The organism is Streptomyces blastmyceticus (genome assembly GCF_039521185.1).
GTDB lineage: Bacteria > Actinomycetota > Actinomycetes > Streptomycetales > Streptomycetaceae > Streptomyces > Streptomyces blastmyceticus.
In genome coordinates this window covers 132304-155592 of sequence record NZ_BAAABW010000001.1, presented here as the reverse complement: position 1 = coordinate 155592, position 23289 = coordinate 132304, and the positions used below count along the sequence as shown (strand labels likewise).

The 23289-nt window shown below is 69.7% G+C and carries 24 protein-coding genes; 13 read left to right on the top strand and 11 right to left on the bottom strand.

The window, feature by feature from the left end:
* Positions 1-220: 220 nt before the first annotated feature.
* From ABD269_RS00710 to clpX, 3 genes are all read left to right on the top strand, one after another.
* Positions 221-826 carry an ATP-dependent Clp protease proteolytic subunit gene (locus ABD269_RS00710; protein ID WP_116215665.1) on the top strand — a complete coding sequence of 202 codons (606 nt, stop codon included), beginning with the start codon at positions 221-223 and terminating at the stop codon, positions 824-826.
* 57 nt (positions 827-883) lie between these two features.
* Positions 884-1552, top strand: coding sequence for an ATP-dependent Clp protease proteolytic subunit (locus ABD269_RS00705; RefSeq protein ID WP_116211811.1), 669 nt, complete (start codon positions 884-886; stop codon positions 1550-1552).
* 153 nt (positions 1553-1705) lie between these two features.
* Entirely contained in the window at positions 1706-2995 is a 1290-nt protein-coding gene (clpX, locus tag ABD269_RS00700; RefSeq protein ID WP_301887392.1) for an ATP-dependent Clp protease ATP-binding subunit ClpX, read from the top strand.
* 49 nt (positions 2996-3044) lie between these two features.
* Here clpX and ABD269_RS00695 read toward each other — a convergent pair whose 3' ends face one another.
* A complete protein-coding gene (locus ABD269_RS00695; RefSeq protein ID WP_344114957.1) occupies positions 3045-3377 on the bottom strand; it encodes a helix-turn-helix domain-containing protein in 333 nt (110 codons plus the stop codon).
* A 76-nt stretch (positions 3378-3453) separates the two neighbouring features.
* Between ABD269_RS00695 and ABD269_RS00690 the strand changes: the two genes are divergently transcribed.
* The 5 genes from ABD269_RS00690 to ABD269_RS00670 all read left to right on the top strand — a co-directional run bounded on the left by ABD269_RS00690 (position 3454) and on the right by ABD269_RS00670 (position 5459).
* Positions 3454-3717: a hypothetical protein gene (locus ABD269_RS00690; RefSeq protein WP_344114954.1), complete on the top strand. Its 264-nt coding sequence runs from the start codon at positions 3454-3456 to the stop codon at positions 3715-3717.
* On the top strand, positions 3714-4112 hold the full coding sequence (locus ABD269_RS00685) for a PIN domain-containing protein (RefSeq protein ID WP_344114952.1): 399 nt from the start codon (positions 3714-3716) through the stop codon (positions 4110-4112). Before ABD269_RS00690 ends, ABD269_RS00685 begins: the two co-directional genes overlap by 4 nt.
* Positions 4113-4321: 209 nt before the next feature.
* The gene (locus ABD269_RS00680; protein WP_344114950.1) at positions 4322-4699 is read left to right on the top strand and encodes a hypothetical protein; all 378 of its coding nucleotides are present in this window, start codon (positions 4322-4324) and stop codon (positions 4697-4699) included.
* 99 nt (positions 4700-4798) lie between these two features.
* Positions 4799-5020 (top strand): hypothetical protein, encoded by a 222-nt coding sequence (locus ABD269_RS35280; RefSeq protein WP_425572809.1) that lies wholly within the window; start codon positions 4799-4801, stop codon positions 5018-5020.
* 88 nt (positions 5021-5108) lie between these two features.
* Positions 5109-5459, top strand: coding sequence for a hypothetical protein (locus ABD269_RS00670; protein ID WP_344114948.1), 351 nt, complete (start codon positions 5109-5111; stop codon positions 5457-5459).
* Positions 5460-5523: 64 nt separating this feature from the next.
* Here the strand turns inward: ABD269_RS00670 and ABD269_RS00665 are convergent, their stop codons facing one another.
* On the bottom strand, positions 5524-6114 hold the full coding sequence (locus ABD269_RS00665) for a hypothetical protein (protein ID WP_344114946.1): 591 nt from the start codon (positions 6112-6114) through the stop codon (positions 5524-5526).
* Between the two features lie 15 nt (positions 6115-6129).
* On the bottom strand, positions 6130-6396 hold the full coding sequence (locus ABD269_RS00660) for a GntR family transcriptional regulator (protein ID WP_344114944.1): 267 nt from the start codon (positions 6394-6396) through the stop codon (positions 6130-6132).
* 259 nt (positions 6397-6655) lie between these two features.
* On the opposite strand from ABD269_RS00660, the gene ABD269_RS00655 reads away from it, so the two are divergent.
* Entirely contained in the window at positions 6656-6976 is a 321-nt protein-coding gene (locus ABD269_RS00655) for a hypothetical protein (RefSeq protein ID WP_344114942.1), read from the top strand.
* A 15-nt stretch (positions 6977-6991) separates the two neighbouring features.
* Here the strand turns inward: ABD269_RS00655 and ABD269_RS00650 are convergent, their stop codons facing one another.
* The 3 genes from ABD269_RS00650 to ABD269_RS00640 form a co-directional block, all read right to left on the bottom strand.
* Positions 6992-7852, bottom strand: coding sequence for a hypothetical protein (locus tag ABD269_RS00650; RefSeq protein ID WP_344114940.1), 861 nt, complete (start codon positions 7850-7852; stop codon positions 6992-6994).
* Positions 7853-8779: 927 nt separating this feature from the next.
* Entirely contained in the window at positions 8780-9760 is a 981-nt protein-coding gene (locus tag ABD269_RS00645; RefSeq protein ID WP_344114938.1) for a hypothetical protein, read from the bottom strand.
* 104 nt (positions 9761-9864) lie between these two features.
* Entirely contained in the window at positions 9865-10863 is a 999-nt protein-coding gene (locus tag ABD269_RS00640; protein ID WP_344114936.1) for a hypothetical protein, read from the bottom strand.
* 123 nt (positions 10864-10986) lie between these two features.
* On the opposite strand from ABD269_RS00640, the gene ABD269_RS00635 reads away from it, so the two are divergent.
* On the top strand, positions 10987-13620 hold the full coding sequence (locus tag ABD269_RS00635) for a valine--tRNA ligase (RefSeq protein WP_344114934.1): 2634 nt from the start codon (positions 10987-10989) through the stop codon (positions 13618-13620).
* A gap of 207 nt (positions 13621-13827) precedes the next feature.
* Here the strand turns inward: ABD269_RS00635 and ABD269_RS00630 are convergent, their stop codons facing one another.
* The 5 genes from ABD269_RS00630 to ABD269_RS00610 form a co-directional block, all read right to left on the bottom strand.
* Positions 13828-15042: a hypothetical protein gene (locus ABD269_RS00630; protein ID WP_344115396.1), complete on the bottom strand. Its 1215-nt coding sequence runs from the start codon at positions 15040-15042 to the stop codon at positions 13828-13830.
* Between the two features lie 185 nt (positions 15043-15227).
* A complete protein-coding gene (locus tag ABD269_RS00625; protein ID WP_344114932.1) occupies positions 15228-16592 on the bottom strand; it encodes an XrtP-associated glycosyltransferase in 1365 nt (454 codons plus the stop codon).
* A gap of 58 nt (positions 16593-16650) precedes the next feature.
* The gene (gene wecB / locus ABD269_RS00620; protein ID WP_344114930.1) at positions 16651-17778 is read right to left on the bottom strand and encodes a non-hydrolyzing UDP-N-acetylglucosamine 2-epimerase; all 1128 of its coding nucleotides are present in this window, start codon (positions 17776-17778) and stop codon (positions 16651-16653) included.
* A 153-nt stretch (positions 17779-17931) separates the two neighbouring features.
* Positions 17932-18618, bottom strand: coding sequence for a response regulator transcription factor (locus ABD269_RS00615; protein ID WP_344114928.1), 687 nt, complete (start codon positions 18616-18618; stop codon positions 17932-17934).
* Positions 18615-19766 (bottom strand): PAS domain-containing sensor histidine kinase, encoded by a 1152-nt coding sequence (locus ABD269_RS00610; RefSeq protein ID WP_344114926.1) that lies wholly within the window; start codon positions 19764-19766, stop codon positions 18615-18617. Before ABD269_RS00610 ends, ABD269_RS00615 begins: the two co-directional genes overlap by 4 nt.
* A gap of 97 nt (positions 19767-19863) precedes the next feature.
* On the opposite strand from ABD269_RS00610, the gene ABD269_RS00605 reads away from it, so the two are divergent.
* From ABD269_RS00605 to ABD269_RS00595, 3 genes are read left to right on the top strand one after another with little or no spacing between them, the layout of a single operon-like run.
* Positions 19864-21321 (top strand): peptidoglycan D,D-transpeptidase FtsI family protein, encoded by a 1458-nt coding sequence (locus tag ABD269_RS00605; RefSeq protein ID WP_344114924.1) that lies wholly within the window; start codon positions 19864-19866, stop codon positions 21319-21321.
* 38 nt (positions 21322-21359) lie between these two features.
* Positions 21360-22889, top strand: a complete 1530-nt coding sequence (gene folC / locus ABD269_RS00600) for a bifunctional tetrahydrofolate synthase/dihydrofolate synthase (protein ID WP_344114922.1) — start codon at positions 21360-21362, stop codon at positions 22887-22889.
* Between the two features lies 1 nt (position 22890).
* Positions 22891-23244, top strand: a complete 354-nt coding sequence (locus ABD269_RS00595; protein ID WP_301887450.1) for a DUF4233 domain-containing protein — start codon at positions 22891-22893, stop codon at positions 23242-23244.
* Positions 23245-23289 lie beyond the last annotated feature (45 nt).

The window sequence follows — 23289 nt, the reverse complement described above, 5'->3', positions numbered from 1 at the left end:
TCCTGTGGGCCCCGGGGAACCTGCGCTCAGAGCGAACAGTTCCTGATGCGGGATGGCACCCGCCTACCAGCGCGTTAGGGTCCGTAGATACGGGGGCAGGGGAGTCCCGGAAGCGCGACGCGGAAGCCCGGATGGCGCGCCCGACCTCACCCCTTAAGAAGACGCTGAGACGGCTCGCGGGGCCGTCGAACAACGAGCAGGTGGATACGTGACGAATCTGATGCCTTCCGCCGCCGCCGGCGAGCCGAGCTTCGGTGGCCTTGGCGACCAGGTCTACAACCGACTGCTCGGGGAACGAATCATCTTCCTCGGCCAGCCGGTCGACGACGACATCGCCAACAAGATCACGGCGCAGCTGCTCCTCCTTGCCGCGGACCCGGACAAGGACATCTACCTCTACATCAACAGCCCCGGCGGCTCGATCACGGCCGGCATGGCGATCTACGACACCATGCAGTACATCAAGAACGACGTGGTCACCATCGCCATGGGCCTCGCCGCCTCCATGGGTCAGTTCCTGCTGAGCGCCGGCACCCCCGGCAAGCGCTTCGCGCTGCCGAACGCCGAGATCCTGATCCACCAGCCCTCCGCGGGCCTGGCGGGTTCCGCCACGGACATCAAGATCCACGCCGAGCGGCTGCTGTACACCAAGAAGCGGATGGCGGAGCTCACCTCGCTCCACACCGGCCAGACCGTCGAGCAGGTCACCCACGACTCCGACCGCGACCGCTGGTTCTCCGCCGAGGAGGCCAAGGAGTACGGCCTCATCGACGAGGTCATGAAGACCGCCGCAGGCGTTCCGGGCGGGGGCGGCACCGGGGCCTGACGGCTCCCGGCGCACACCCGCAGCAGCGAACCCCCCGGCCCACAGAACGCCACCAGGATGGTGAACACGCAGATGAACAACAACGCCGGCAGCGGCCTCTACACCGGCCCCCAGGCCGACTCCCGTTACATCGTCCCGCGCTTCGTCGAGCGCACCTCGCAGGGCGTGCGCGAGTACGACCCGTACGCGAAGCTCTTCGAGGAGCGGGTGATCTTCCTCGGCGTCCAGATCGACGACGCCTCGGCCAACGACGTCATGGCGCAGCTGCTGTGCCTGGAGTCGATGGACCCGGACCGCGACATCTCGATCTACATCAACTCGCCGGGCGGCTCCTTCACCGCGCTGACCGCGATCTACGACACGATGCAGTTCGTGAAGCCGGACATCCAGACGGTCTGCATGGGCCAGGCGGCCTCCGCCGCCGCCGTGCTGCTCGCCGCCGGCACGCCGGGCAAGCGCATGGCGCTGCCGAACGCCCGCGTCCTGATCCACCAGCCGTACAGCGAGACCGGCCGCGGTCAGGTCTCCGACCTGGAGATCGCCGCCAACGAGATCCTCCGGATGCGCGCCCAGCTCGAGGACATGCTGGCCAAGCACTCCACCACGCCGATCGAGAAGATCCGCGAGGACATCGAGCGGGACAAGATCCTCACCGCCGACGAGCTGCTCGCGTACGGTCTGGTGGACCAGATCGTCTCGACGCGCAAGACGTCCGTTTCGGCCTGACCGTTTTCGGTCCGGCCACCGTGCCGCCGGCAACCCCCTTGGACCGAGTAGGGCCAAGGGGGGCCCGCTCGGGGGGCCCGGCAAGGTACCGTCGATAGGCAAGCACCCGGGTTCGCAGAGCAAGGCGGATCCCAGGCGAAGGGGAAGCACCTCGTGGCACGCATCGGTGACGGCGGCGATCTGCTCAAGTGCTCGTTCTGCGGGAAGAGCCAGAAGCAGGTGAAGAAGCTCATCGCGGGGCCTGGTGTGTACATCTGCGACGAGTGCATCGACCTCTGCAACGAGATCATCGAGGAAGAGCTGGCGGAGACCTCCGAGGTGCGGTGGGAGGAGCTCCCCAAGCCCCGTGAGATCTATGAGTTCCTCGAGGGCTATGTGGTGGGCCAGGAGGCGGCCAAGAAGGCCCTCTCCGTCGCCGTCTACAACCACTACAAGCGCGTGCAGGCCGGGGAGAACGCCGGCCACAACCGCGACGACGGCATCGAGCTCGCCAAGTCCAACATCCTGCTGCTCGGCCCCACGGGTTCGGGCAAGACCCTCCTCGCGCAGACGCTCGCCCGCATGCTGAACGTCCCCTTCGCGATCGCCGACGCCACGGCGCTGACGGAGGCCGGCTATGTCGGCGAGGACGTCGAGAACATCCTGCTGAAGCTGATCCAGGCCGCTGACTACGACGTCAAGAAGGCCGAGACCGGCATCATCTACATCGATGAGATCGACAAGGTCGCCCGAAAGAGCGAAAATCCGTCGATCACACGGGATGTGTCGGGCGAGGGCGTCCAGCAGGCCCTGCTGAAGATCCTGGAAGGCACCACGGCCTCGGTCCCCCCGCAGGGCGGCCGCAAGCACCCGCACCAGGAATTCATCCAGATCGACACGACGAACGTCCTCTTCATCGTCGGCGGCGCCTTCTCCGGCCTGGAGAAGATCATCGAGTCGCGCGCGGGCGCCAAGGGGATCGGCTTCGGGGCGACCATCCGCTCCAAGCGCGAGATCGAGGCGAGCGACCAGTTCCAGGAGGTCATGCCCGAGGACCTGGTGAAGTTCGGCATGATCCCCGAATTCATCGGCCGCCTCCCCGTGATCACCAGCGTCCACAACCTCGACCGCGAGGCGCTCCTCCAGATCCTCGTCGAGCCGCGCAACGCCTTGGTGAAGCAGTACCAACGGCTGTTTGAACTCGACGGCGTGGAGCTGGAGTTCGACCGCCCCGCCCTGGAGGCGATCGCCGACCAGGCGATCCTGCGCGGCACCGGCGCGCGCGGCCTGCGCGCCATCATGGAAGAGGTCCTGATGTCCGTGATGTACGAGGTCCCGTCCCGCAAGGACGTCGCCCGCGTCGTCATCACCGAGGACGTCGTCCACTCCAACGTCAACCCGACCCTGGTCCCGCGCGAACCGCGCATCGTCGGCAAGGACGAACGGCACGAGAAGAGCGCGTAGCGCTCGACGCTTTTAGGGGGCGCCCGGCTTGTTGGCCGGGCGCCTCTTCTCATGCGGCGTGCGGTGTGAAGGTGACGGAAGTCGTGTCTCCGTCCAGAGCGATGTTCAGCGATGCGTCGAGAGCCTTCGCGAGCCGCGCGAGCAGAGGGAGCGTCGGCACGGTTCCTCCGAGTTCGAGCCCGGAAACTTGCGGCTGAGTCATGTGCGCCCGCCTGGCGAGTTCGGTCTGGGAGATGCCGAGTTCGGTGCGCCGGCCGTGGATAGCTTGTCCGAGGTCGAAGGCCATGCGGATCTCCGTACGGATGGCCTCGACCTCCGGCGACTCTGTACCGCCTTGGGCGAGCTTCCGCTCGCGGGTGAGCTTCCAGCGCGCATGGTTCACCAGAGGTCTCCCGTCATGATGTCGCGCATTCTTCAAGGGCCTGCGAAGGGTGCTCTACCGGAGGTAGAGTCGGAGTATGGCAGATGACACGAGCATTAAAGTGAGTGTGAGCGCGCGGGACCGCCTGGCTGTCCTAGCGGCTGAGCACGACACCACCATCCGTGGCCTGGTCGAAGACCTTGCCCGGAACGAGCCGACCCGGTCCGAGCTGGAGGAGCGAGCGGCCCAGGCTCGTCGGGAGCTTGAGCAGGCTCTGGGAGTCACCGTCAGCCCCGAGGCCGAGGAGCGGGCCCGTACGCTGCTGGAGCGCTTGGCCGATCAAGGTCCGAAAGCCGCGTGAGCCCCATCGCGGTCGTCCTCGACCACACCACCGCCGGAGCCTTGCACGATCCCAAGGACCTGGCCAATGAAGCCATGCTGGCCTTCTACGTCCAGGCCTCCGGCGGACTCGGCACTCTCTATGCCCCCGTGCTGGCATTGGCGGTCGCCGACGCCGGAAGGCCGGGCGTTCTGTCGCACATCACGGGTCTGCGATTCATCACTACTGAGCCCTTCGACAGCGATGCCGCCCGTACGGCTGCGGAACTGGTACGCGCCGGGCATGACTGGTCCGCAGCCCACGCGGTCCACATGGCGCGGCCCTCGGCCCGCTTCGTCACCGGTCGTTTTCTGCTCACCCTGAAACCCGACCTGTACGAGGGCACCGGCGTCCAGGCGGTTCATCCTGACCAGTAAGGCACTTCGCTTGCGGACCGCCGATCGGTGAGAGGGCGGCCGACCGGCGGCTACTTGCCCCAAGGTCGACGCGTAAATCCTGCGTCCCGCAGGGGAGTTGACACTCCAACATCATGCTGCTTGGCTGCCGGGCAGCAAGGAGAGCACTGCGTTCCTTTGGTCCGCCGGCCCTACGGCGCTTCGCCGAGGCCGAGGGAAGGAGACAGATCGTGCTCAGACGTCAACTGGCCTCTCTGGCCGTGGTCGTGCTGTCGGTGAGCGGTGCGTTCGTCGGGGCTTCCACGGCGAACGCGGCCGACCCGGTCGACTCCACAAAGATTTCGGTCGACTGCGACCACAGCATCACCCATCACACTCCTGGCAGTTCCTGGGGTTTCATGAAGGGCACGTACAACCTCAAGGCCGGGCCGTACGCGGCGTGCGACACCTGGCGGAGCGTCTCCTACGGGACCGAGATCTGGATCTGGTGCCACACCTATAACGTGTACAACCACCTCTGGGTCTACGGCCGCGTCGCGGGCACCAACGACACCGGCTGGATGTCCGGCGACAATCTGGACTGGCGGGGCGGCAGCGACGACTGCTGACCCCGCCCTTCGCCGCCGGAGCCGCCCCATGGCCCCGGCGGCGTGGTCGATCCGCAGGCCCGGCCCCGCCCATGGGCGGACCTCCAGGAGGCGGCGTGCGTGTGTTGGGCTCTCAGTGATCCCGCTCGATATCCCCGGGGCGGCGGGCTGCCGCCACAGGGCCTCGGCCAGGTTCTCGCCAACGGTGTGCCGCTGGTCAGAGCAATCGCGCGGCAGGGAGTCGTAACCGAGGACGTCGTCCACTCCAACGTCAACCCGACCCTGGTCCCGCGCGAACTGCGGATCGTAGGCAAGGACGAACGGCACGAGAAGAGCGCGTGAGCTTGTGGATGTAGGGGGCGCCCGGTGATCGTGCCGGGCGCCCTTTGTCTTAGTCCTGCGGGAGTGCTGCCGGTGGAAGTATGGGGACATGAGCGCTCAGCCTGTGTCTTCTGCCGGTGCGATGCCCATGCCGCCACTGACTCCGGAAAGTCTGCGGGCTGCCGTCGCCTGGCTCGTTCCCACTCGGCTCGATGAACTGAACGAGCACTTGGTTCACGCGGCCACTCAGGCACAGAAGCTGGACAGCACTGTTCCGCTGCGATCGTTCACCGAGTACTGGGGCATCGTCGTGGCCATGGAGCGCGACCCCGTACGGGCGGCCCGCTTCCACGAGTTGGAAGCCGTGGTCGATGCGTGCTTGGAGCCCGAGACGGTGCGAGCTGTGATCACCGAGATCGGCACTCTCGTCGACGAGGCCCGTGCCGAGGTTCTGGCGTGACCCATGAGTGGACCTGGGAGTGCGACCCTCGAGCGCGTCATGGGCGGACGTCAACTCCGCCAGTTCAGCCGGGTTTACGTACGGATCGGTAGGCGTCCGCCGTGAATCCGGCGAAGGCCGATAGATTCACCGTCCCCGGCGTCGTCCGCTTCGGGTCGAAGGAGATCAGCAAAGCCGCGTCCGTCTTCTCCGCCCACGCGCACGCCGGGGCGTAGACGCGGGCGTCGAGGCGTACGACCTCGCAGGACAGGGGCGGGCCGCCGGTGGGGGTGAAGTCGCGGCGGGGCGTGGTCACTTCGGGGGAGCCGGGGCCGGATTCGAAGCCGTTGAGCATGCCGTCCAGGACCGTGGCCGGGTCGCCGGTCCGGCCGTACGCCCCCGACAGGGACAGCGTCGCCGCCGGGTCGTCCGCACGGGTGTAGCGGGCCAGCACGGAGACCGCCCCCTTCGGCAGTCCGGACTGGATGCTGATGCCCTGCTTCTCCAGCTCCGCGGTGCCGGCGGTGAGGCGGTACGCGCCGCCGGCCAGCGTCGGCGGGGTGATCAGGGTCGTCGTGGGGGAGGAGCCGCCGCCCAGCAGGACGACGGCAGCTGTGGCCGCCGCCGCGACACCGAGCGCGACGGCGGCGGAGGTGATGGCCCGGGCCCTGGTCATTGTCCCCTGGCAGCGTCAGGACTTTTCCGCGAGCTCTGTTGTCTCGGGTGGCAGCTGCTTCGAGACGAACGAGCCCAGTCCCGGCTCGGTATAGATCAGGCCTTCGGCGCGCAGCGCGTTGAATACTTTCTGGCTCGTCGCGGTGGCGATGCCGAACTCTTCCACGAGCTTGACCACGGACGGCACGCGCGAGCGGGGCGGGTAGGTGCCGTCCTTGATGCGTTGCCGGATGACCTCGGCCACCTGGCGCCAGCGCGGGATGTCCGGAACAAATTCGATCACATGACCACGCTACGCACACTATCGTGTCACAGTCGATCCGTCAGGTACCTAGTACGCCTAGTATGTTCCTTGGAACACAGAAGACCCCGGCGGCCGCTGCAACCGGCCCCGGGGGTGTGGCCAACGCTGAACCTTGATAAGGAGCGTCGACATGCGTCACTTTATCTCTCGGTGGTTCGCCAAGGTGCGGGTAGCGCGGACATCCGCCCCCGTCGCACCACCTACCGCCGCGCCCGTCGTGGCACCGGCGGAGCCGATCGTGCAAGAGCCTGCCTGCGGCGTCTACATGTGGGCCACCGCCCACGGGATCGACATCAAGCCCAGCTCGCGCCTGCGCTCGTGCGACTGCTGTGCGGAGGAGCGTGAAGCGGTGCCTGGCATCGGCGCGTTCGTCGTGGACAAGCTGGAGCGGAAGGTCGGGCAGGTCGTGGAGTGGGACGGGGACTGGGTACGGCTTCGGCCCGTCGCGTCCGGCAGGGAATGGGAGGCGCACCGCGAAGCCGTCCGGGCCGCCACCGATACCGAGTTGCTCAGTGCGAAGGTGCAGGCGTCCAACTCGGCGGGCAGGTGGGGGAGATGACCTCGGTCCGGGTGGTCATTTCTTGATCTCGACGCGGATCTCCGCGCGCAGCTTGGCCGCGATCCCGGCGGCCTCGTCGAACGGGATCTTGATGCCCGAGCCGGAGCGCTTCATATCGCCCACGTAGACCACGCCGGCCGTGCTGTGGTCCGCCCAGATGCACAGGGGGAGGACAGTGGTGCCACTGCCGTCGTTGGGGTGCGTGTACTGGCACTTCATCGCGCCGTCGAAGCCGGGCGGCGTGACGGTCTGCGGGGTGCCTTCCACCTTGGTGGCCGTCGCGGACCTCGCCAGGCTCTTGAACATGGCGTCCACGAAGTTCTCGGGTTTCTTGATGTCGCCCCAGATGCCGATGATCCGCATCATCTTCCGCTCGGGGATGTTCTCGGTCCTGTATGCCGAGGCATTGGACTCCGGGTTCTTCACGCCCATGATGCGGAGATCGCGACGTGCCCCCGGGGTGTTGAAGACATCCTGATCATGGAACTCAGGGTCCTTGTCGTACTCGGTGAGGACCTTGTCCGGTGCTGTCAGCTTGTAGCGCTTGCCGTCGTCCGCGACGGAGGAACTCCCGCTGCTCTTCATCAGCACGGTGATGCCGCCGACGATCGCCCCGACCACGACGAGCGCGGCGACCGTGATGCCGATGGCCTTGCCCTTGCCGCCGCCGCGCTGCGGGGGTATCGGCGGCGGGTACGGGCCGGGCATTCCGGGGTACGGCTGCTGCCCGTAGGGGCTCGGCTGCGGCTGCGTGTACGGACCGGGCCGGCCGTGCGGCGCCTGCTGCGGATAGCCGTAGCCCTGCTGGTGGCCGTAAGGATTCGGCGGCTGGGGCGGCTGCGGTCCGCCGTACGGGCCGGGCTGGGCGTGGCTCACTGGTTCCCCCTCAGGAATGCGGCGCGACGGCCGGGCGCGCTCTGACGGGAACCCCCTGGCGGGCCCTCGCGGGCCACGCCGGCGGAGCGCTCAGGATCCCATACGCGATCGATGGGCTCGAAAGCTATTTGTTCTTGTGCATCTCGTCGCGAATCCTGGCCGTGGTGTTGGCCAGCTCCTTCGCGAACATCACGTCGTCGGCGCATCTGGTACGGGTGACAAGGTCTACCCGAGTGCGGTGAGCGGGGCGCTCCCTTCCAGGAAAGCCCCTCTCACCGCCTGTGGCAACGACTGGCTGCGTGTGGCTCGCTGCCCGGCTGGGGCGAGGCTGACAGTCGTATGCGCTGGTGGTCTGGGCGACCGTGAGACAGTTTAGTATTCGCAGGCAAACTTTGCGTGCTCGGGGCGAACGCCCAGGCCTATCAAATTAAACTTGCAGGATTCTATGTCCGTGTCCCAGAATCCGCCGCCGTTGGCCATGGAACACGCGGCATTTACCTTGGGCCCCACGTTGTATCCCTTGGCCTGCAGATAGGAGTCGCACTGGGCGGGCGTGGCTTCCGCCGAGGTGCTTGTGGCCAGCTGAAGTGTGCCTGCAGCCATGATCATGCCTGCTGCTACAGCTGCTCGCTGAACTATCTTGCGCATTTGCCCTCGCTTCACGTTTGATGCCTGTGCGTCGCGTGGTTGGCGACGATGTTGATCAAGCTACCAAACGTTGGCCAACGCTCACTAGGGGTGAAGTCGCTGGCTGGGGCATTCGGACTGTTTGTCCCCTCGTCGATTGTGCTGGCCTACTGGAGAGGGTGTCCCGGAGCAGCGTTATGTGTAGGCGCCGTCGGTCGACCTGATCGGGGATTGGCGGCGGCGCCCCGGGTATTCAACCGTGGCCGGGTGTCGCGTATTTAGGTCTTTAGGTTATTAGTGCTATTTGCCCTTGCGTACTTCGGTGCGTACCTTAGCCGTCGCCTCGGACAGGTCCTTTGCCGACATCGCGTTGCCGGTCGCGGTGGTGGTGGCGCCACCGGTGATGCCGCCGGAGGTCTTGGTGACCGAGTGCGTGACGAGTCCGATCGCGCTGGAGTCGCCCCAAACGCACGTCGAACCCTCGGCGGTGGAGCTGATGGACCCCATGGTCACGTTGACCTTCACCGTCCTGCACTTCATTACTGCGCCGTCGAAACCGCTCGGGTGGAACTCGGTGACGGGTGCGATGGTCTCGATGTTGGTGCCTGGCCCGAGCTTTTTCGAGTTCTCGTCCATCTGGGCGAACACCGCGTCGACCGCCTTCTGTGGGTCAGCCACCTCGCCGTAAACGCCACGCACGCTCAGACCCTGCTGCTCGGCGTTCTTGTAGGCCGCCGCGACCTCCGTGCCATTGGTGATGCCCAGCGCCTTGGCCTTGTCGCCTTCGGTGAGCTTCGGGGTGATGTCAGGCACGTTCTGCTGCTTGTTGTACTTCCCGTCCAGCAACGAATCCGGCAGCACGATCGTGTAAGGCGCCACCTTTCCGCCGCTCCCGCCCCCGCCGCTCTTGAAGAAGAGGACTCCGCCCACGATCGCGCCCACCACGACCAGCGCGCCGATCGTGATGCCGATGGCCTTGCCCTTGCCCCCGCCCTGCGGCGGCACCGGCTGCGGGTACTGGCCCGGCGTGCCGGGCTGAGGCTGCTGGCCGTACGGGCCCGGCTGCGGCTGGCCCCAACCGCCCTGCTGCGGGGCGCCGTACGGCGGGGCCGGTGGCTGCTGGCCGTACGGGTCTGGCTGTGGGGGCTGGCCGTACGGCGAGGCGGGGGGCTGCTGCGGGTAACCGTAACCGGGCTGGCCCGCGGCTCCGCCGGGACCGTACGGCCCCGGCTGCTGGGGCTGCTGGGGAGCGCCGTAGGGGCCCGGCTGGTTGTAGCTCATCGTGACTCGATTCGATCCGTGGCTCGTGACAGGCCCGCCATCCTCCCCGACGACTTACGCGGGCCTTACCTCGGGGCGGCAACAGTTCTGGAACAGTCGCCCCGTCAGCTCCGCACCGGCACCCGTACGCGCTCGCGGAACGTCGCGACCCTGCCGGCGGCCGAGTCGAGGCTGAGGTCCTGGCCCTGCACGATCAGCGAGGTGTCCAGGGCGAACACCGTGCCGACGGTGCTGCTGTCGGCCCAGATGCACAGCGGCATCCTGAGGGTCTTGCCGGTCGTCGGGCCGAGGCTCTGCTTGGTCATCTGGCACTTCAGCACGGTGTCGTCGCCGAGCCCGTCCGGTTTCATCCGGCGTGGGCTGTCCTCGAATTCGATCTTCTCGTTGGGGTCGGTCTCCTTCGCGGCCCCGTCCGTCGCGCTCTTGAACAGGCCGTCCACCAGCGCCTCGGGGCTGCGCACCGAGGCGCCCCAAGCGCCGGAGAAGCGCAGCATCTTCTGCGCGCGCTTGTCCGTACCGGACTTGTAGTTGCCGTTGGCACCCTGCGGGTCGGCCATGCCGAAGCCCTTGAGCTCGTCGAGGGCCTTGGAGTCGAAGCCGGAACCGAGGTCGCTCGTGTCCTTCTTGTAGTCGTCCGCGAGCGTGTCGGGCGCGGTGAGTTTGTAGCGCGCCCGCGCGATCGCGGTGGCGCTGGGCGAGACGCTGTTCTCCGGGGTGCCGGGCGAGGCGTCGGCCCCGGCCTTGGCGCTGTCGCCGCCGCTCTTGTCGTTCCCGGTGAAGAGGACGACGCCGCCCACGATCGCCCCGACCACGACGAGCGCCGCGACGGCGATGCCGATCGCCTTGCCCTTGCCCCCGCCGCTCTGCGGCGGTACCGGCGGCGGGTACTGGCCGGGCGGCCCCCAGCCGCCCGGCTGCTGCTGCGGCGCGCCGTACGGGCCGGGCTGCGGCGGGGCACCGTACGGCGCGGCGGGCGGTGCGGCCGGCGGGGGTGGCGGGAAGCCGGGGGAGCCGCCCTGGCTGTAGGGGTTCGGTTGCTGCGGCGGCATCCCGTACGGTTGCTGCGGCGGCATCCCGTACGGGCCCGGCTGGTGCTCGCTCATCGTCGCCTCTGCGTGTCGCGGAAGATCAGTTCCACGCCATCCTTTCCGACGGTGCCGCCGGGCCCCGTCCCGGGGCCCGGAATGGATTCGTAACCCCCGCACACGCCCCCGTAGACTCCTCCCGTGACCGAGAACACTCAGCGCCCCGACAGCGGGCCGAACGACAGCAACCCCGAACTGCCGACCCAGTACGCGCCGGCCGACGTAGAGGGGCCGCTGTACGAGCGCTGGGTGGAGCGGGGCTACTTCGAGGCGGACGCGAAGAGCGACAAAGAGCCGTACACGATCGTCATCCCGCCGCCGAACGTCACGGGCTCCCTCCACCTGGGCCACGCCTTCGAGCACACGCTGATCGACGCCCTCACCCGCCGCAAGCGGATGCAGGGCTACGAGGTGCTGTGGCAGCCCGGCATGGACCACGCCGGCATCGCCACGCAGAACGTCGTCGAGCGCGAGCTCGCCAAGGAGGGCAAGTCCCGCCACGACCTCGGCCGGGAGGCGTTCGTCGAGCGCGTCTGGCAGTGGAAGGCCGAGTCCGGCGGGCAGATCTCCGGCCAGATGCGCCGCCTGGGTGACGGTGTGGCCTGGTCCCGCGAGCGCTTCACCATGGACGAGGGCCTTTCCAAGGCCGTCCAGACGATCTTCAAGAAGCTCTACGACGACGAGCTGATCTACCGCGCCGAGCGCATCATCAACTGGTGCCCGCGCTGCCTCACCGCGATCTCCGACATCGAGGTCGAGTACCAGAACGACGACGGCGAGCTCGTCTCGATCCGCTACGGCTCCGGGGACTCGGAGATCGTCGTCGCCACGACCCGCGCCGAGACGATGCTCGGTGACACCGCCGTGGCCGTCCACCCCGAGGACGAGCGCTACAGGCACCTGGTCGGCACGGAGATCGAGCTGCCGCTGACCGGCCGCCGGATCCCGGTCGTCGCCGACGAGCACGTGGACCCGGAGTTCGGCACGGGCGCCGTCAAGGTGACCCCGGCGCACGACCCGAACGACTTCGAGATCGGCCGCCGCCACGACCTGCCGATGCTCACCGTCATGGACGAGCGCGCGGTCATCACCGTGCCCGGCCCGTTCGAGGGCCTGGACCGCCTGGAGGCCCGCAGCGCCATCGTCGGCGCCCTGCGCGCCGAGGGCCGCATCGTCGCCGAGAAGCGTCCGTACGAGCACTCCGTCGGGCACTGCTCGCGCTGCAAGACCACCATCGAGCCGCGGCTGTCCATGCAGTGGTGGGTCAAGGTCGGCCCGCTGGCCGAGTCCGCCAGCAAGGCCGTCCGCGACGGCGACGTCGCCATCCACCCCAAGGAGATGGAGTCCCGCTACTTCGGCTGGGTCGACAACCTCCACGACTGGTGCATCTCGCGCCAGCTGTGGTGGGGCCACCGCATCCCCGTCTGGTACGGGCCGAACGGCGAGATGGTCTGCGTCGGACCGGACGACGAGGCGCCCACCGGCGAGGGCTGGCACCAGGAGACCGACGTCCTGGACACCTGGTTCTCCTCCGGCCTGTGGCCCTTCTCCACGCTCGGCTGGCCCGAGCGGACCGACAGCGTCGCGAAGTTCTACCCGAACTCCGTCCTCGTCACCGGCTACGACATCCTCTTCTTCTGGGTCGTCCGGATGATGATGTTCGGGATGTACGCGATGGACGGCACCCCGCCGTTCCACACCATCGCCCTGCACGGCATGGTCCGCGACCAGTTCGGCAAGAAGATGTCGAAGTCCTTCGGCAACGCGGTCAACCCGCTGGACTGGATGGACAAGTACGGCTCCGACGCCGTCCGCTTCACCCTCGCCCGGGGCGCCAACCCCGGTGTCGACGTGCCGATCGGCGAGGACTGGGTCCAGGGCTCGCGGAACTTCGCGAACAAGATCTGGAACGCCACCCGCTTCGCGATGATGAACGGCGCGACGGTCGAGGGCGACCTGCCGCCCGTCGAGCAGATGTCGGCCACCGACCGCTGGATCCTCTCCCGCCTCAACGCCACAGTCGCCGAAGTCGACGCGTACTACGACGACTACCAGTTCGCCAAGCTGTCGGACGCCCTCTTCCACTTCGCGTGGGACGAGGTCTTCGACTGGTACGTCGAGCTGTCCAAGACCACCTTCATGGGCGGCGGCGAGCAGGCCAAGGTCTCGGCCCGCGTCCTCGGTGAGGTCCTCGACGTCACGCTGCGACTGCTGCACCCGGTCGTCCCGTTCGTCACCGAGACGCTGTGGACGACGCTCACCGGCAAGGAGTCGGTCGTCATCGCCGACTGGCCGGCCGACAGCGGCTTCCGCGACGCGGGCGCCGAGCAGGAGATCGAGAACCTCCAGCAGGTCATCACCGAGGTCCGCCGCTTCCGCTCCGACCAGGGCCTCCAGCCCGGCCAGCGGGTCCCGGCGAAGCTCGACCTGACCGGCACCGCCCTGGCGGCGCACGAGGCCGCGATCCGTCAGCTGCTGCGCCTCCAGCCCGCCGAGGACGGCTTCCAGGCCACCGCGACGCTGCCGGTCGCGGGCGCCACGGTCGCGCTGGACCTGTCCGGGGTCATCGACTTCGAGGCGGAGCGCAAGCGCCTGACGAAGGACATGGCGGCGGCGGAGAAGGAGAAGGCCCAGGCCAACGCCAAGCTGAACAACGAGGCGTTCCTGGCCAAGGCTCCTGAGCCCGTCGTGGAGAAGATCAAGGCGCGGCTTGCCGCAGCAGAGGCTGACATCGAGCGGCTTTCGGCACAGCTTGCCGCGCTCCCGCAGGGCTGAGGCTGGAGAAATCGGCCCCGTCTGGCAGAGGACTGTGCTCCGCTGGCAGACGGGGCCGAATCGCTCCGCGTGAGCGGAGGTGAGCCGGCCGACGAGGACATCAGCAGGATCACGACCCAGCTGGCGGCCCTGCCGCAGGGCTGAGGCCCCCGAGCGAAACAAAGCCGCCGCTGCCGGTTCCGTACCGGCAGCGGCGGCTTTCGCGTATCAGCGGGGGTGGCCCGGGGAGTGCCCGGACGGTCCCGCTTCCGCGGGGGTGTAGCGCGTCCACGGCTTGGTCCGGCCGGGGTCCCACATGGGGCCCCAGGGGCCCTCCACGGGCTCTTCCTCCACCCGGTTGAGGGGCCGGTGGCTTCTGCGGTTGCGCTGCGGCCAGAACAGCACGTACACCGTCGACACGGCCACGAAGAGCAGCCGGATCAGGCCGCGCGCCGAGTCGTCGTGGACGACGAAGACGCTGCCGTAGAGCACGATCAGCGCGATCCAGCTCCACCACGGCACCAGGCGCCGCTGCCCGCACACGTCCCACAGCAGGGTGCCGAGCAGCACGGACGCCGTGTAGTAGGTGTAGACGCTGGGGTCGAGGAGGATGCGGGCGTTCGCACCCAGCAGCACGACCCCCGCCCAGCGGCCGCGCCACACGGCGACCGCGCCGAGCGTGAGGCCGAGCGCGGCCTGGGCGGGCCGGGCCCAGTTGGGGGTCTCGGGGGTGTTTCCGCCGAGCCAGCGCAGCGCGGACGCCGGGTTGTTGGGGATCGTGAACTTCGCGGCGGCGAAGGAGTGCGGGTCCATGAGGAAGAACGGCAGCCAGGCGACGGCCACCAGGCCCACGCACCACAGCACCGCGCGCATCCAGCGGTCCCTGGGCAGGGCGAGGATCAGCGGCAGGAACGCCAGCGCGGTCGGCTTGGAGTCCAGGGCGAGGGCGAGGCAGATGCCGACGGCGGCGGCGTTGCAGCGGGTCAGGAACCAGACGGCCAGCGCGGTGAAGAACAGCGCGAGCACGTCGTCCAGGTGCCCGAAGCGGACCGCCACCTCGATCCACATGGGGATGAACGCCGCGCCCGCGATGAGCACGCGCCGGCGCAGGCGCTGGTGGTTGGTGCCGGTGCCCAGGAAGTGGGTGGCGGCGCTGCGGCCCGCGAGCACCACGATGACCAGTCCCAGGGCGGACATGAACGCCGCCGCGAGGAACTGGCCGGTGTGCTCGGAGAAGGGGTTGAACAGGCCCGCCACCAGGAAGCTGATGGGGCCCATCTGGAGCTCGGGGTGGTGGGCGTAGAGGTTCAGCCCGCCCGTCCCGTTGCTCCCGTCGTAGATGAGCTCGCCGCCGGTGCGCAGATAGTGCCAGGAGAAGCCGCCGCTCGGCTCCACCAGGGCGAACCACAGCACGGTCCACGCCGTGAGCAGCAACAAGTGCATCCGATTGCTGAGTTGCGGTGTCCGCACAACGCTCCTGACCTCTTCCGCCACCCGGAACCGCTCCGGGCAATGATTTCCCCGGCGGTCAGATGGTGGAAGGGGTCAGGAGGTTGCCCCGTGGGGCTCAAGTGTGGCCCAAATCATGGTTTGTTCAGCGGGCGGGCGCCAACTGTCGGAGGCCGAGGTCAGCTCTCCACGGCGATCGGGCCGGAGGTGACGACCTCCGCGTTGCGCCGCGTCTTCGCCCAGCCGTTGCGGCCGCGCAGCATCCGGACGAAGCCGCGGGCGGACGCCGGGAAGAGGTGGTACGCGTACAGCCACAGGGCCAGCCCCCACAGCAGGGAGACGAGCAGCGAGCGGCCCGGTGCGCGGTCCCGGCGGTAGACCGGGCCCCACAGCACGAACGGCAGCACGGAGACGACGGCCAGGCCGACGACCAGCGGCCACAGGGACAGCATGCCGCCGAACGCCTCGCCCGCGCCCTCGTCGGCCACGGTCAGCCCGAGGAGGACGAACATGACCGCGCAGAGGGCGAGTGTCACCAGGTGCGCGACCGGCTGGAGGAAGGTGTAGAGGGTCTCCAGGACGCCCTTGCCGCTGTAGTGGCGCGAGGAAACGATGCGGGGCGCGTAGCGGACGCACTGGAGGTTGCCCTGCGCCCAGCGGGTGCGCTGGGTGAGGAAGCGGCGGCCGTGCGGGAGGCCCTCCTGCGAGACCCAGGTGTCCGCTATGTGGGTTATTCGGTCGCCGTTGAGGATCATGTGCAGGCCGAGCTCGTAGTCCTCCAGGAGCGCGCCGCGCTGCCAGGGGCGGCGCTCGGCCGCCGCGATCCGGTCCAGGGACGCGAGCCGGGTGAACTGGCCGTTGCCGCCCAGGCCCACGGAGCCGGTGCGGCCGCGCAGCAGCTGCATGCCGGCGTTGGAGACGGAGAACTCCATGTCCTGCATGCGGACGAGCAGGCGGGCGAAGGCGTTGCGCAGGCGGCCGCGGTCGGGGAGCGGACGCGGGTCGTCGGCGTTGCGCATGTGCACGCTGACCTGCACGCCGCCGGTCTCCGGGTCGCCGAAGCCGAGGGGGCCGCTGACGCGGTCCAGGGCACGGGGGTCGAGCTGGCCGTCGGCGTCGATGACGCACACGACGACGCGCTCGCGGTCGACGTCCTCCGACAGGTACTCGTTCAGCTCGTCGTACGCGGCGTTGAGCGCGGCGCCCTTGCCCAGCCGGGCGTTGGGCCGGTGGCGGCGCACGAGGTGGACGCGGCGGTCCGTCTCGCCGAGCTCGGCGACGATCGCGCCGGTGCGGTCGTCGCTGTCGTCGTCGATGACCCACACATGGGCACTTGGGTGGTCCGCGCGCAGCCGGTCGACGGTCGTCCCGATCACGGCCTCCTCGTCCCGGCACGGCACGAAGAAGTGCCAGTCGAACGCGGCGGCGTTGCCGTCCTCGACCTCGGGTCGCCGGAGGTACGAGGTCCGCGCACCGGCCCAGTAGAGCAGGAAGCAGAGCAGCAGGAAGAAGGGGAAGACGAACAGGAGGGGGCTGTCGAACATGGGGGCGGGACTCCGGGGGGTGCGGGGGGAGGGCGGTCGCGGGGGCGTCGGGCCGGCGTTACGCCGCCACGGCGAGCCGTTCCGGTGCCGCGACGGCGGCGAGCAGGGCGACGATGCGCTCGGACGCGCTGCCGTCGCCGAACGGGCTCGGCAGCGACGCCAGCCGGGCCAGGCCCGCCGGGCCCTCGGCGAGCCGGCGGCGGGCAGCGGCGCCGATCTGCGGGCCCGGCTCCACCAGGTCCGCGAAGTCCGCCATGGCCTCCGGGCGCTCCGTGGAGCGGCGGACGACGACCAGCGGGCGGCCCAGCACGGTGCACTCCTCCTGGATGCCGCCGGAGTCGGAGACCAGGAGCGCCGCGTGGCGGGCCAGGGCGAGGAACTCGCCGTAGCCGAGCGGGCGGCACACGGTCAGTCCGGTGAGCAGGCCCTCCAGGCCGGCGGCCGCGATCCGGGCCCGGGTGCGCGGGTGCAGCGGCACGACGACGGGGACGGACTCCGCGAGCGCCGACAGCTCGGTGAAGATCGCCCGGAGGGCGGCCACGGAGTCGGTGTTCTCGGGCCGGTGGACGGTGGCCAGGACGTACGAGTCGGCGGTCAGCCCGTGCCGCTCGACGAGCTCCGCGCGGGCGGCGGCGTCCGGCAGCTGGCCGTGCACGGCCTCCACGACGGTGTTGCCGGTGACGGCGACGCGCGCGTCGTCGACGCCCTCGGCGAGGAGGTTGGCGCGGTTGTCCTCGGTCGCCGCGCACAGCACGTCGGCGATGCGGTCGATGAGGACGCGGTTGTGCTCCTCGGGCATGTTGCGGTCGTGGCTGCGCAGCCCGGCCTCGACGTGCAGCAGCGGGATGCCGCGGGAGTTCGCGGCGAGCGCCCCGGCGAGGGCCGCGTTGGTGTCGCCCTGGACGACGACGGCGAGCGGCGGCTCGGTGGTGAACAGCTCGTCGAGCTGGGCGAGCGCGGCGGAGATCTGCACGGCGCGGGGCTGCCCGCCGATACCGGTCAGAAAGGTCGGCTCGGGAAGGCCGAGCTCGGTGAGGAAACGGCCGGACAGCTCCTCGTCGTAGTGCTGACCGGTGTGCACCAGGTGGGCCGCGGGGCCCAGCAGGCGGACGAGGTCCGTGAGCTTGACGAGCTCGGGGCGGGTACCGAGGACGACAGCGACGCTACGGGCGGGGAGGTGCGACACGGGGTGACTCCTGGGGCTGACGGCGAGGACAGCTCCGAGAGTGCGAGGGGTTGGTTGCGGGTCTGGATGGGGCTTGGTTGTCGGACGGTTGCGATTGCCGCGAACGCGACTTTCGGGACTTTGGTCCCGGGGTTCGGGGCGGAGCCCCGGGAGCTACTCGCCCGTGCGGTAGCGGTAGCCCAGGCCGCGGACCGCTTCCAGCGGATCCGCGGCCTCGTCGCCCGCCGCCTGCCGCAGCTTGCGCCGCAGCCGCAGGACGGCGAACTTCACGCGCTCGCGGCCCGTCCCCTCCGGGTCGTCCCAGACGCGGTCGAGCAGCTGGTCGGTGGTGAGCACCCGCCCCCGGTTGCGGACGAGCACCTGGAGCAGCCGGTACTCGATGTCGCTGAGCCGCGCCTCGTGCCCCTGCCAGACCGCGGAGCGCCGCTCCGGCACGAGCCGCAGGCCGTCGTCGAAGGAGTCGCCGGCCCAGCGGGTGGGCGCGGTCCGGCGCAGCAGGGCCTCGACGCGGGCGAGGAGCTCGTCGTTGCCGAAGGGCTTGGGCAGATAATCGTCGGCCCCGGCGCGCAGCCCGCGGACCCGGTCGGTCTCGGCGCCGCGGGCGGTGAGCAGGAGGACGGGCAGGTCGCTGAGGTCCCGGGTGCGCTCCAGCACCTCCCAGCCGTTGAGCTGGGGCAGGCCGACGTCGAGGAGCATCAGCGCGGGCCGTTCGGCGAAGAGCAGCCGCAGCCCGTCGCGGCCGTTGTCGGCGTGGATGACCTCGTAGCCGGCGCGGCCGAGGAGGGTGCGCAGGGCGAGGGCGAGGTCGGGGTCGTCCTCGACCACCAGGACGCGGCTCATGGCGGGGTCTCCCCGGTGGGTGCCGTGTCGGGGCCGGGCCCGGTGACGGGCAGCCGGATCAGGAAGGCCGCGCCCTCGCCCTCGGTGCCGCCCGCGGTGAGGGTGCCGCCGTGGAGCTGGACGACGGTGCGGCTGATGGCGAGCCCCAGACCGGTGCCGGGATAGCCGCCACTGGTGGCATTCGGTGCGCGGACAAAGCCTGTGAAGATTTCCTCACGGAATTTATGCGGGATGCCGATTCCCGTATCGATTACTTCGATCTCCCAGAAATGCCCTCGGGGGGCGGCCGTGACGGTGATCCGGCCGTCCGGTGGGGTGAATTTCGCGGCGTTCTCCAGCAGATTGGCCAGGACGTGCTGGAGCCGATGCCGATCGCCTCGCAGAACGGGTCCCCGCGCGCAGTCCAGGACGGTGAAGACGGCCGCTCCCTGCGGCGTGGCCAGCCGCTCCAGGACCGCGTCCTGGAGCATTCCGGGCACGTCCACCGCGTCGAACTCCAGCTCCAGAGCGGCCGCCCGCATCCGGGTGGTCAGCAGCAGGTCGGCGATCACCCGCTGCATCCGGTCGGCGTTGCGGCGGATTGCGTCGAGGAAGGCCAGCTGGTCGGGGCCCAGGGCGTCGCCCGCGGCGGGGTCGGCCAGCAGCTCGCAGAAGCTGATGATGGACGTGAGCGGCGTCCGCAGCTCGTGGGAGGCGGCCGCGGTGAAGGCGTTGCGCTGCCGCGCGAGCTCGGTGAGCGCGAGGTTGTCGCGCTCCAGGTCGTGCTCCCGCCGCTTGCGGTCGGTGATGTCCTGGAAGGTCCACAGCGCCCCGAGGTGGTCGCCCGCACGGCGCAGCGGCTCGACCTCGCGCCGGATCGTGCGCCCGTCCGTGAGCGGGATCTCGGCCGTACGGTGCACGTGGCGCCCGGCGAGGATCTCGCCCGGGGTGCCGGGGCCGGCGAAGCCGGACGCGAAGAAGGCCCGTACGAGGGGGACCACCGGCCGCAGGGGAGCGCCGGGGGAGAGGTCGGCCCGGCCCTCAAGGTCGAACATGCGGACGAAGCGCCGGTTGGTCGCCACCACCTCGTCCGCCGGGCCCTGGACGAGTGCGCCCGCCGGCAGCGCTTCCAGGACCGCCTGGAGCCGGTCCCGGTCCTCGGACGGCATCTTTTCTCAGCCAGCTCTCATGGAGTCGGGGAACACTAACTCCGCTTAACGGAGTTTTCGGGAAAACCGTATGCCAAGGAGAGGGACCGCGCCCCCCATGAACAAGCCCGTCCGGCACGTCGCCGTCTTCTCCCTGCTGCTCGTCCTGGCGGTGCTCGTACGGGCCACCTGGATACAGGCGGCCCAGGCGGGCAGCCTGGACGACAACCCCCACAACCCGCGCCAGGCGATAGCCGCCCACTCCCGGCCGCTCGGCAACATCCTCGCCGGAGGCAAGCTCCTCACCGGCTCCACGGCCACCAGCGGCGACCTGAAGTACAAGCGCACCTACACCGACGGCGAGCTCTACGCACCGGTCACCGGCTTCTCCTCGCAGATCTACGGCAGCACCCAGCTGGAGAGCCTCTACCGGTCCGTCCTCACCGGCGAGGACGACCGGCTGCGCAGTCCCTCCGACGCCATCACCAACAAGCAGCCCGACCCCGGCGACGTCCTCACCACCATCGACCCGGCCGTGCAGAAGGCCGCCTTCGAGGGGCTCGGCGACAAGACCGGGGCCGCCATCGCCCTCGACCCCGCCACCGGGGCGATCCTCGGCATGGCCAGCACCCCCTCGTACGACCCCGGGCGCTTCGCCGGATCCTCCACCGCCGACCAGAAGGCGTGGGAGGCGCTGGAGAAGGACAAGCGGCAGCCGACCCTCAACCGCGCGCTGCGCCAGACCTATCCGCCGGGCTCCACCTTCAAGCTCGTCGTCGCCGCGGCCGCCCTGGAGAACGGCCTCTACTCCTCCGTCGACGAGGCCACCGACAGCCCCGACCCCTACCTCCTGCCGGGCACCCGCACCTACCTGCCCAACGAGAACACCAGCGCCCCCTGCAAGAACGCCAGCATCCGCACGGCGCTCCAGTACTCCTGCAACAACGTCTTCGGGCACCTCGCCGAGCGGCTCGGCGCGCAGAAGGTCGCCCAGCAGGCCGAGAAGTTCGGCTTCAACGACGGCAAGATCGACACGCCCGTACGTGCCGCCAAGAGCCTCTACCCGACCGACATGAACGCCTCGCAGACCGCGCTGTCCGGCATCGGGCAGTTCAACGACCAGGCCACCCCGCTCCAGATGGCCATGGTCTCCTCGGCAATCGCCAACGACGGCAAGCTGATGACGCCCCGCCTCGTCGACCGCGTCACCGACGGCACCTCCGGCGTCCTGGAGAAGAGCGACCCGAAGCAGTACGGCCAGGCGATGTCCGCCGACACCGCACGGCAGCTGAAGTCCGCCATGCAGACCGTCGTCGAACAGGGCACCGGCAGCAACGCCAAGATCGACGGCCTGACCGTCGGCGGCAAGACGGGCACCGCCCAGCACGGCGTCGACAACAGCGGCACGCCCTACGCCTGGTTCGTCTCCTACGCCCAGAACAGTCAGGGCAAGCAGATCGCCGTCGCCGTCGTGATCGCCGACAGCGATGCCGACCGCTCGGAGGTCAGCGGCAACGGACTCGCCGCCCCCGTGGCCAAGGCGATGATGCGCGCGGCGCTGGCCAAGGACTCCTGATGGCCGCGCTGTCAGTGCGGCTCCGTAGACTGGACCGCGTGACCGAGCGCCCCCTGAACGACGAGAACGACGACACCGGCCCCGGCGAGGACGACCGGTTTGCCGAGATTGTCGACGCCGAGACCGACCGCGACCCCGACCTCGCCGTGATCGAGGCGGGCAGCCGCACCCTGCGCGCCCAGGGCGGCCCGCCGCAGGGCGACGGCGTCCCGGCCCGCCCCGCCGACCCCGAGGTCGACCGGGCGCTGCGCGAGGTGGAGGCCGAGCTGGCCGGGCGCTGGCCCGAGACCAAGCTCGACCCCTCGCTGCGCCGCGTCGAGGCCCTGATGGACATCCTCGGGCAGCCGCAGCGCGCGTACCCCGCCATCCACATCACCGGCACCAACGGCAAGACCAGCACCGCCCGCATGATCGAGGCCCTGCTGGGCGCCTTCGACCTGCGCACCGGCCGCTACACGAGCCCGCACGTCCAGTCCGTCACCGAGCGGATCAGCCTGGACGGCGCCCCCATCGAGGCCGAGCGCTTCATCGAGACCTACCGCGACATCCAGCCGTACGTGCAGATGGTCGACGACCGCGAAGAGCACCGGCTGTCCTTCTTCGAGGTGATCACCGCCATGGCCTTCGCGGCCTTCGCGGACGCCCCCGTCGACGTGGCGGTCGTCGAGGTCGGCATGGGCGGCACCTGGGACGCCACCAACGTCATCGACGGCACGGTCGCGGTCGTCACCCCCATCTCGCTGGACCACACCGACCGGCTCGGCGCCACCCCCGGCGAGATCGCAGGGGAGAAGTCCGGGATCGTCAAGCAGGACGCCACCGTCGTCCTCGCCCAGCAGCCCGTCGACGCCGCGCAGGTCCTCCTCAAGCGCTCGGTCGACGCGGACGCGACGGTCGCCCGCGAGGGCATGGAGTTCGGCGTCGTCTCCCGCGAGGTCGCCGTCGGCGGCCAGCTGCTGACGCTGCGCGGGCTCGGCGGCGAGTACCCCGACGTCTTCCTCCCGCTGTACGGCGCCCACCAGGCGCACAACGCCGCGGTCGCCCTCGCCGCCGTCGAGGCCTTCTTCGGCATCGGCTCGCAGCACGCCCGCACGCTCGACCTCGACACCGTCCGCCGCGCCTTCGCCGCCGTCACCTCGCCGGGCCGGCTGGAGGTCGTGCGCCGCAGCCCCACCGTGGTGCTGGACGCCGCGCACAACCCCGCGGGCGCGGCCGCCGCGGCCGAGGCGGTCACCGAGGCGTTCGGTTTCAGCCGCCTCATCGGTGTGGTCGGCGCCAGCGCCGACAAGGACGTCAAGGGGCTCCTTGAAGCCTTCGAACCGATCTTCGCCGAGGTCGTGGTGACCCGGAACTCCACCGCCCGCTCCATGGACCCCGACGACCTCGCCGCGATCGCGGTCGAGATCTTCGGCGCCGAGCGCGTGCAGGTCGAGCCCCGGCTCGACGACGCCCTGGAGGCGGCCATCACCCTCGCGGAGGAAGAGGGCGAGTTCTCCGGCGCGGGCGTCCTGGTGACCGGCTCCGTGATCACGGTCGGCGAGGCCCGGCTGCTCCTGGGGAGGGACTGACATGCGAATGCTGTGCGCCAGCACCCTGATCGGTGAATTCTTCGTCATCGGATTCGCCGGCCTGGTGGCCATGCAGACGTCCGGCCTGTCGGACGGCACGGTCTGGGCCGTCAGCGGCACGGCCATGGTCCTGAGCGTCCTGCTGTGCGGGATGCTCGGGCGGCCCGGTGGCGTACAGCTGGGGTGGCTGCTGCAGATCGGCCTGGTCCTCAGCGGGTTCGTCGTGCCGATGATGTTCATCCTGGGCGTCGTCTTCGGGGTGCTGTGGTGGGCGTCGGTGCACTTCGGGGGCAAGGTCGACGAGGCGAAGGCGCGCTTCGCCGCGCAGGAGACCGAGGCGGCCGATCCCGCGTAACCCGGTGCGGGCCTCCCGCACGGGGCTGCGCCCCGGACCCCTGTC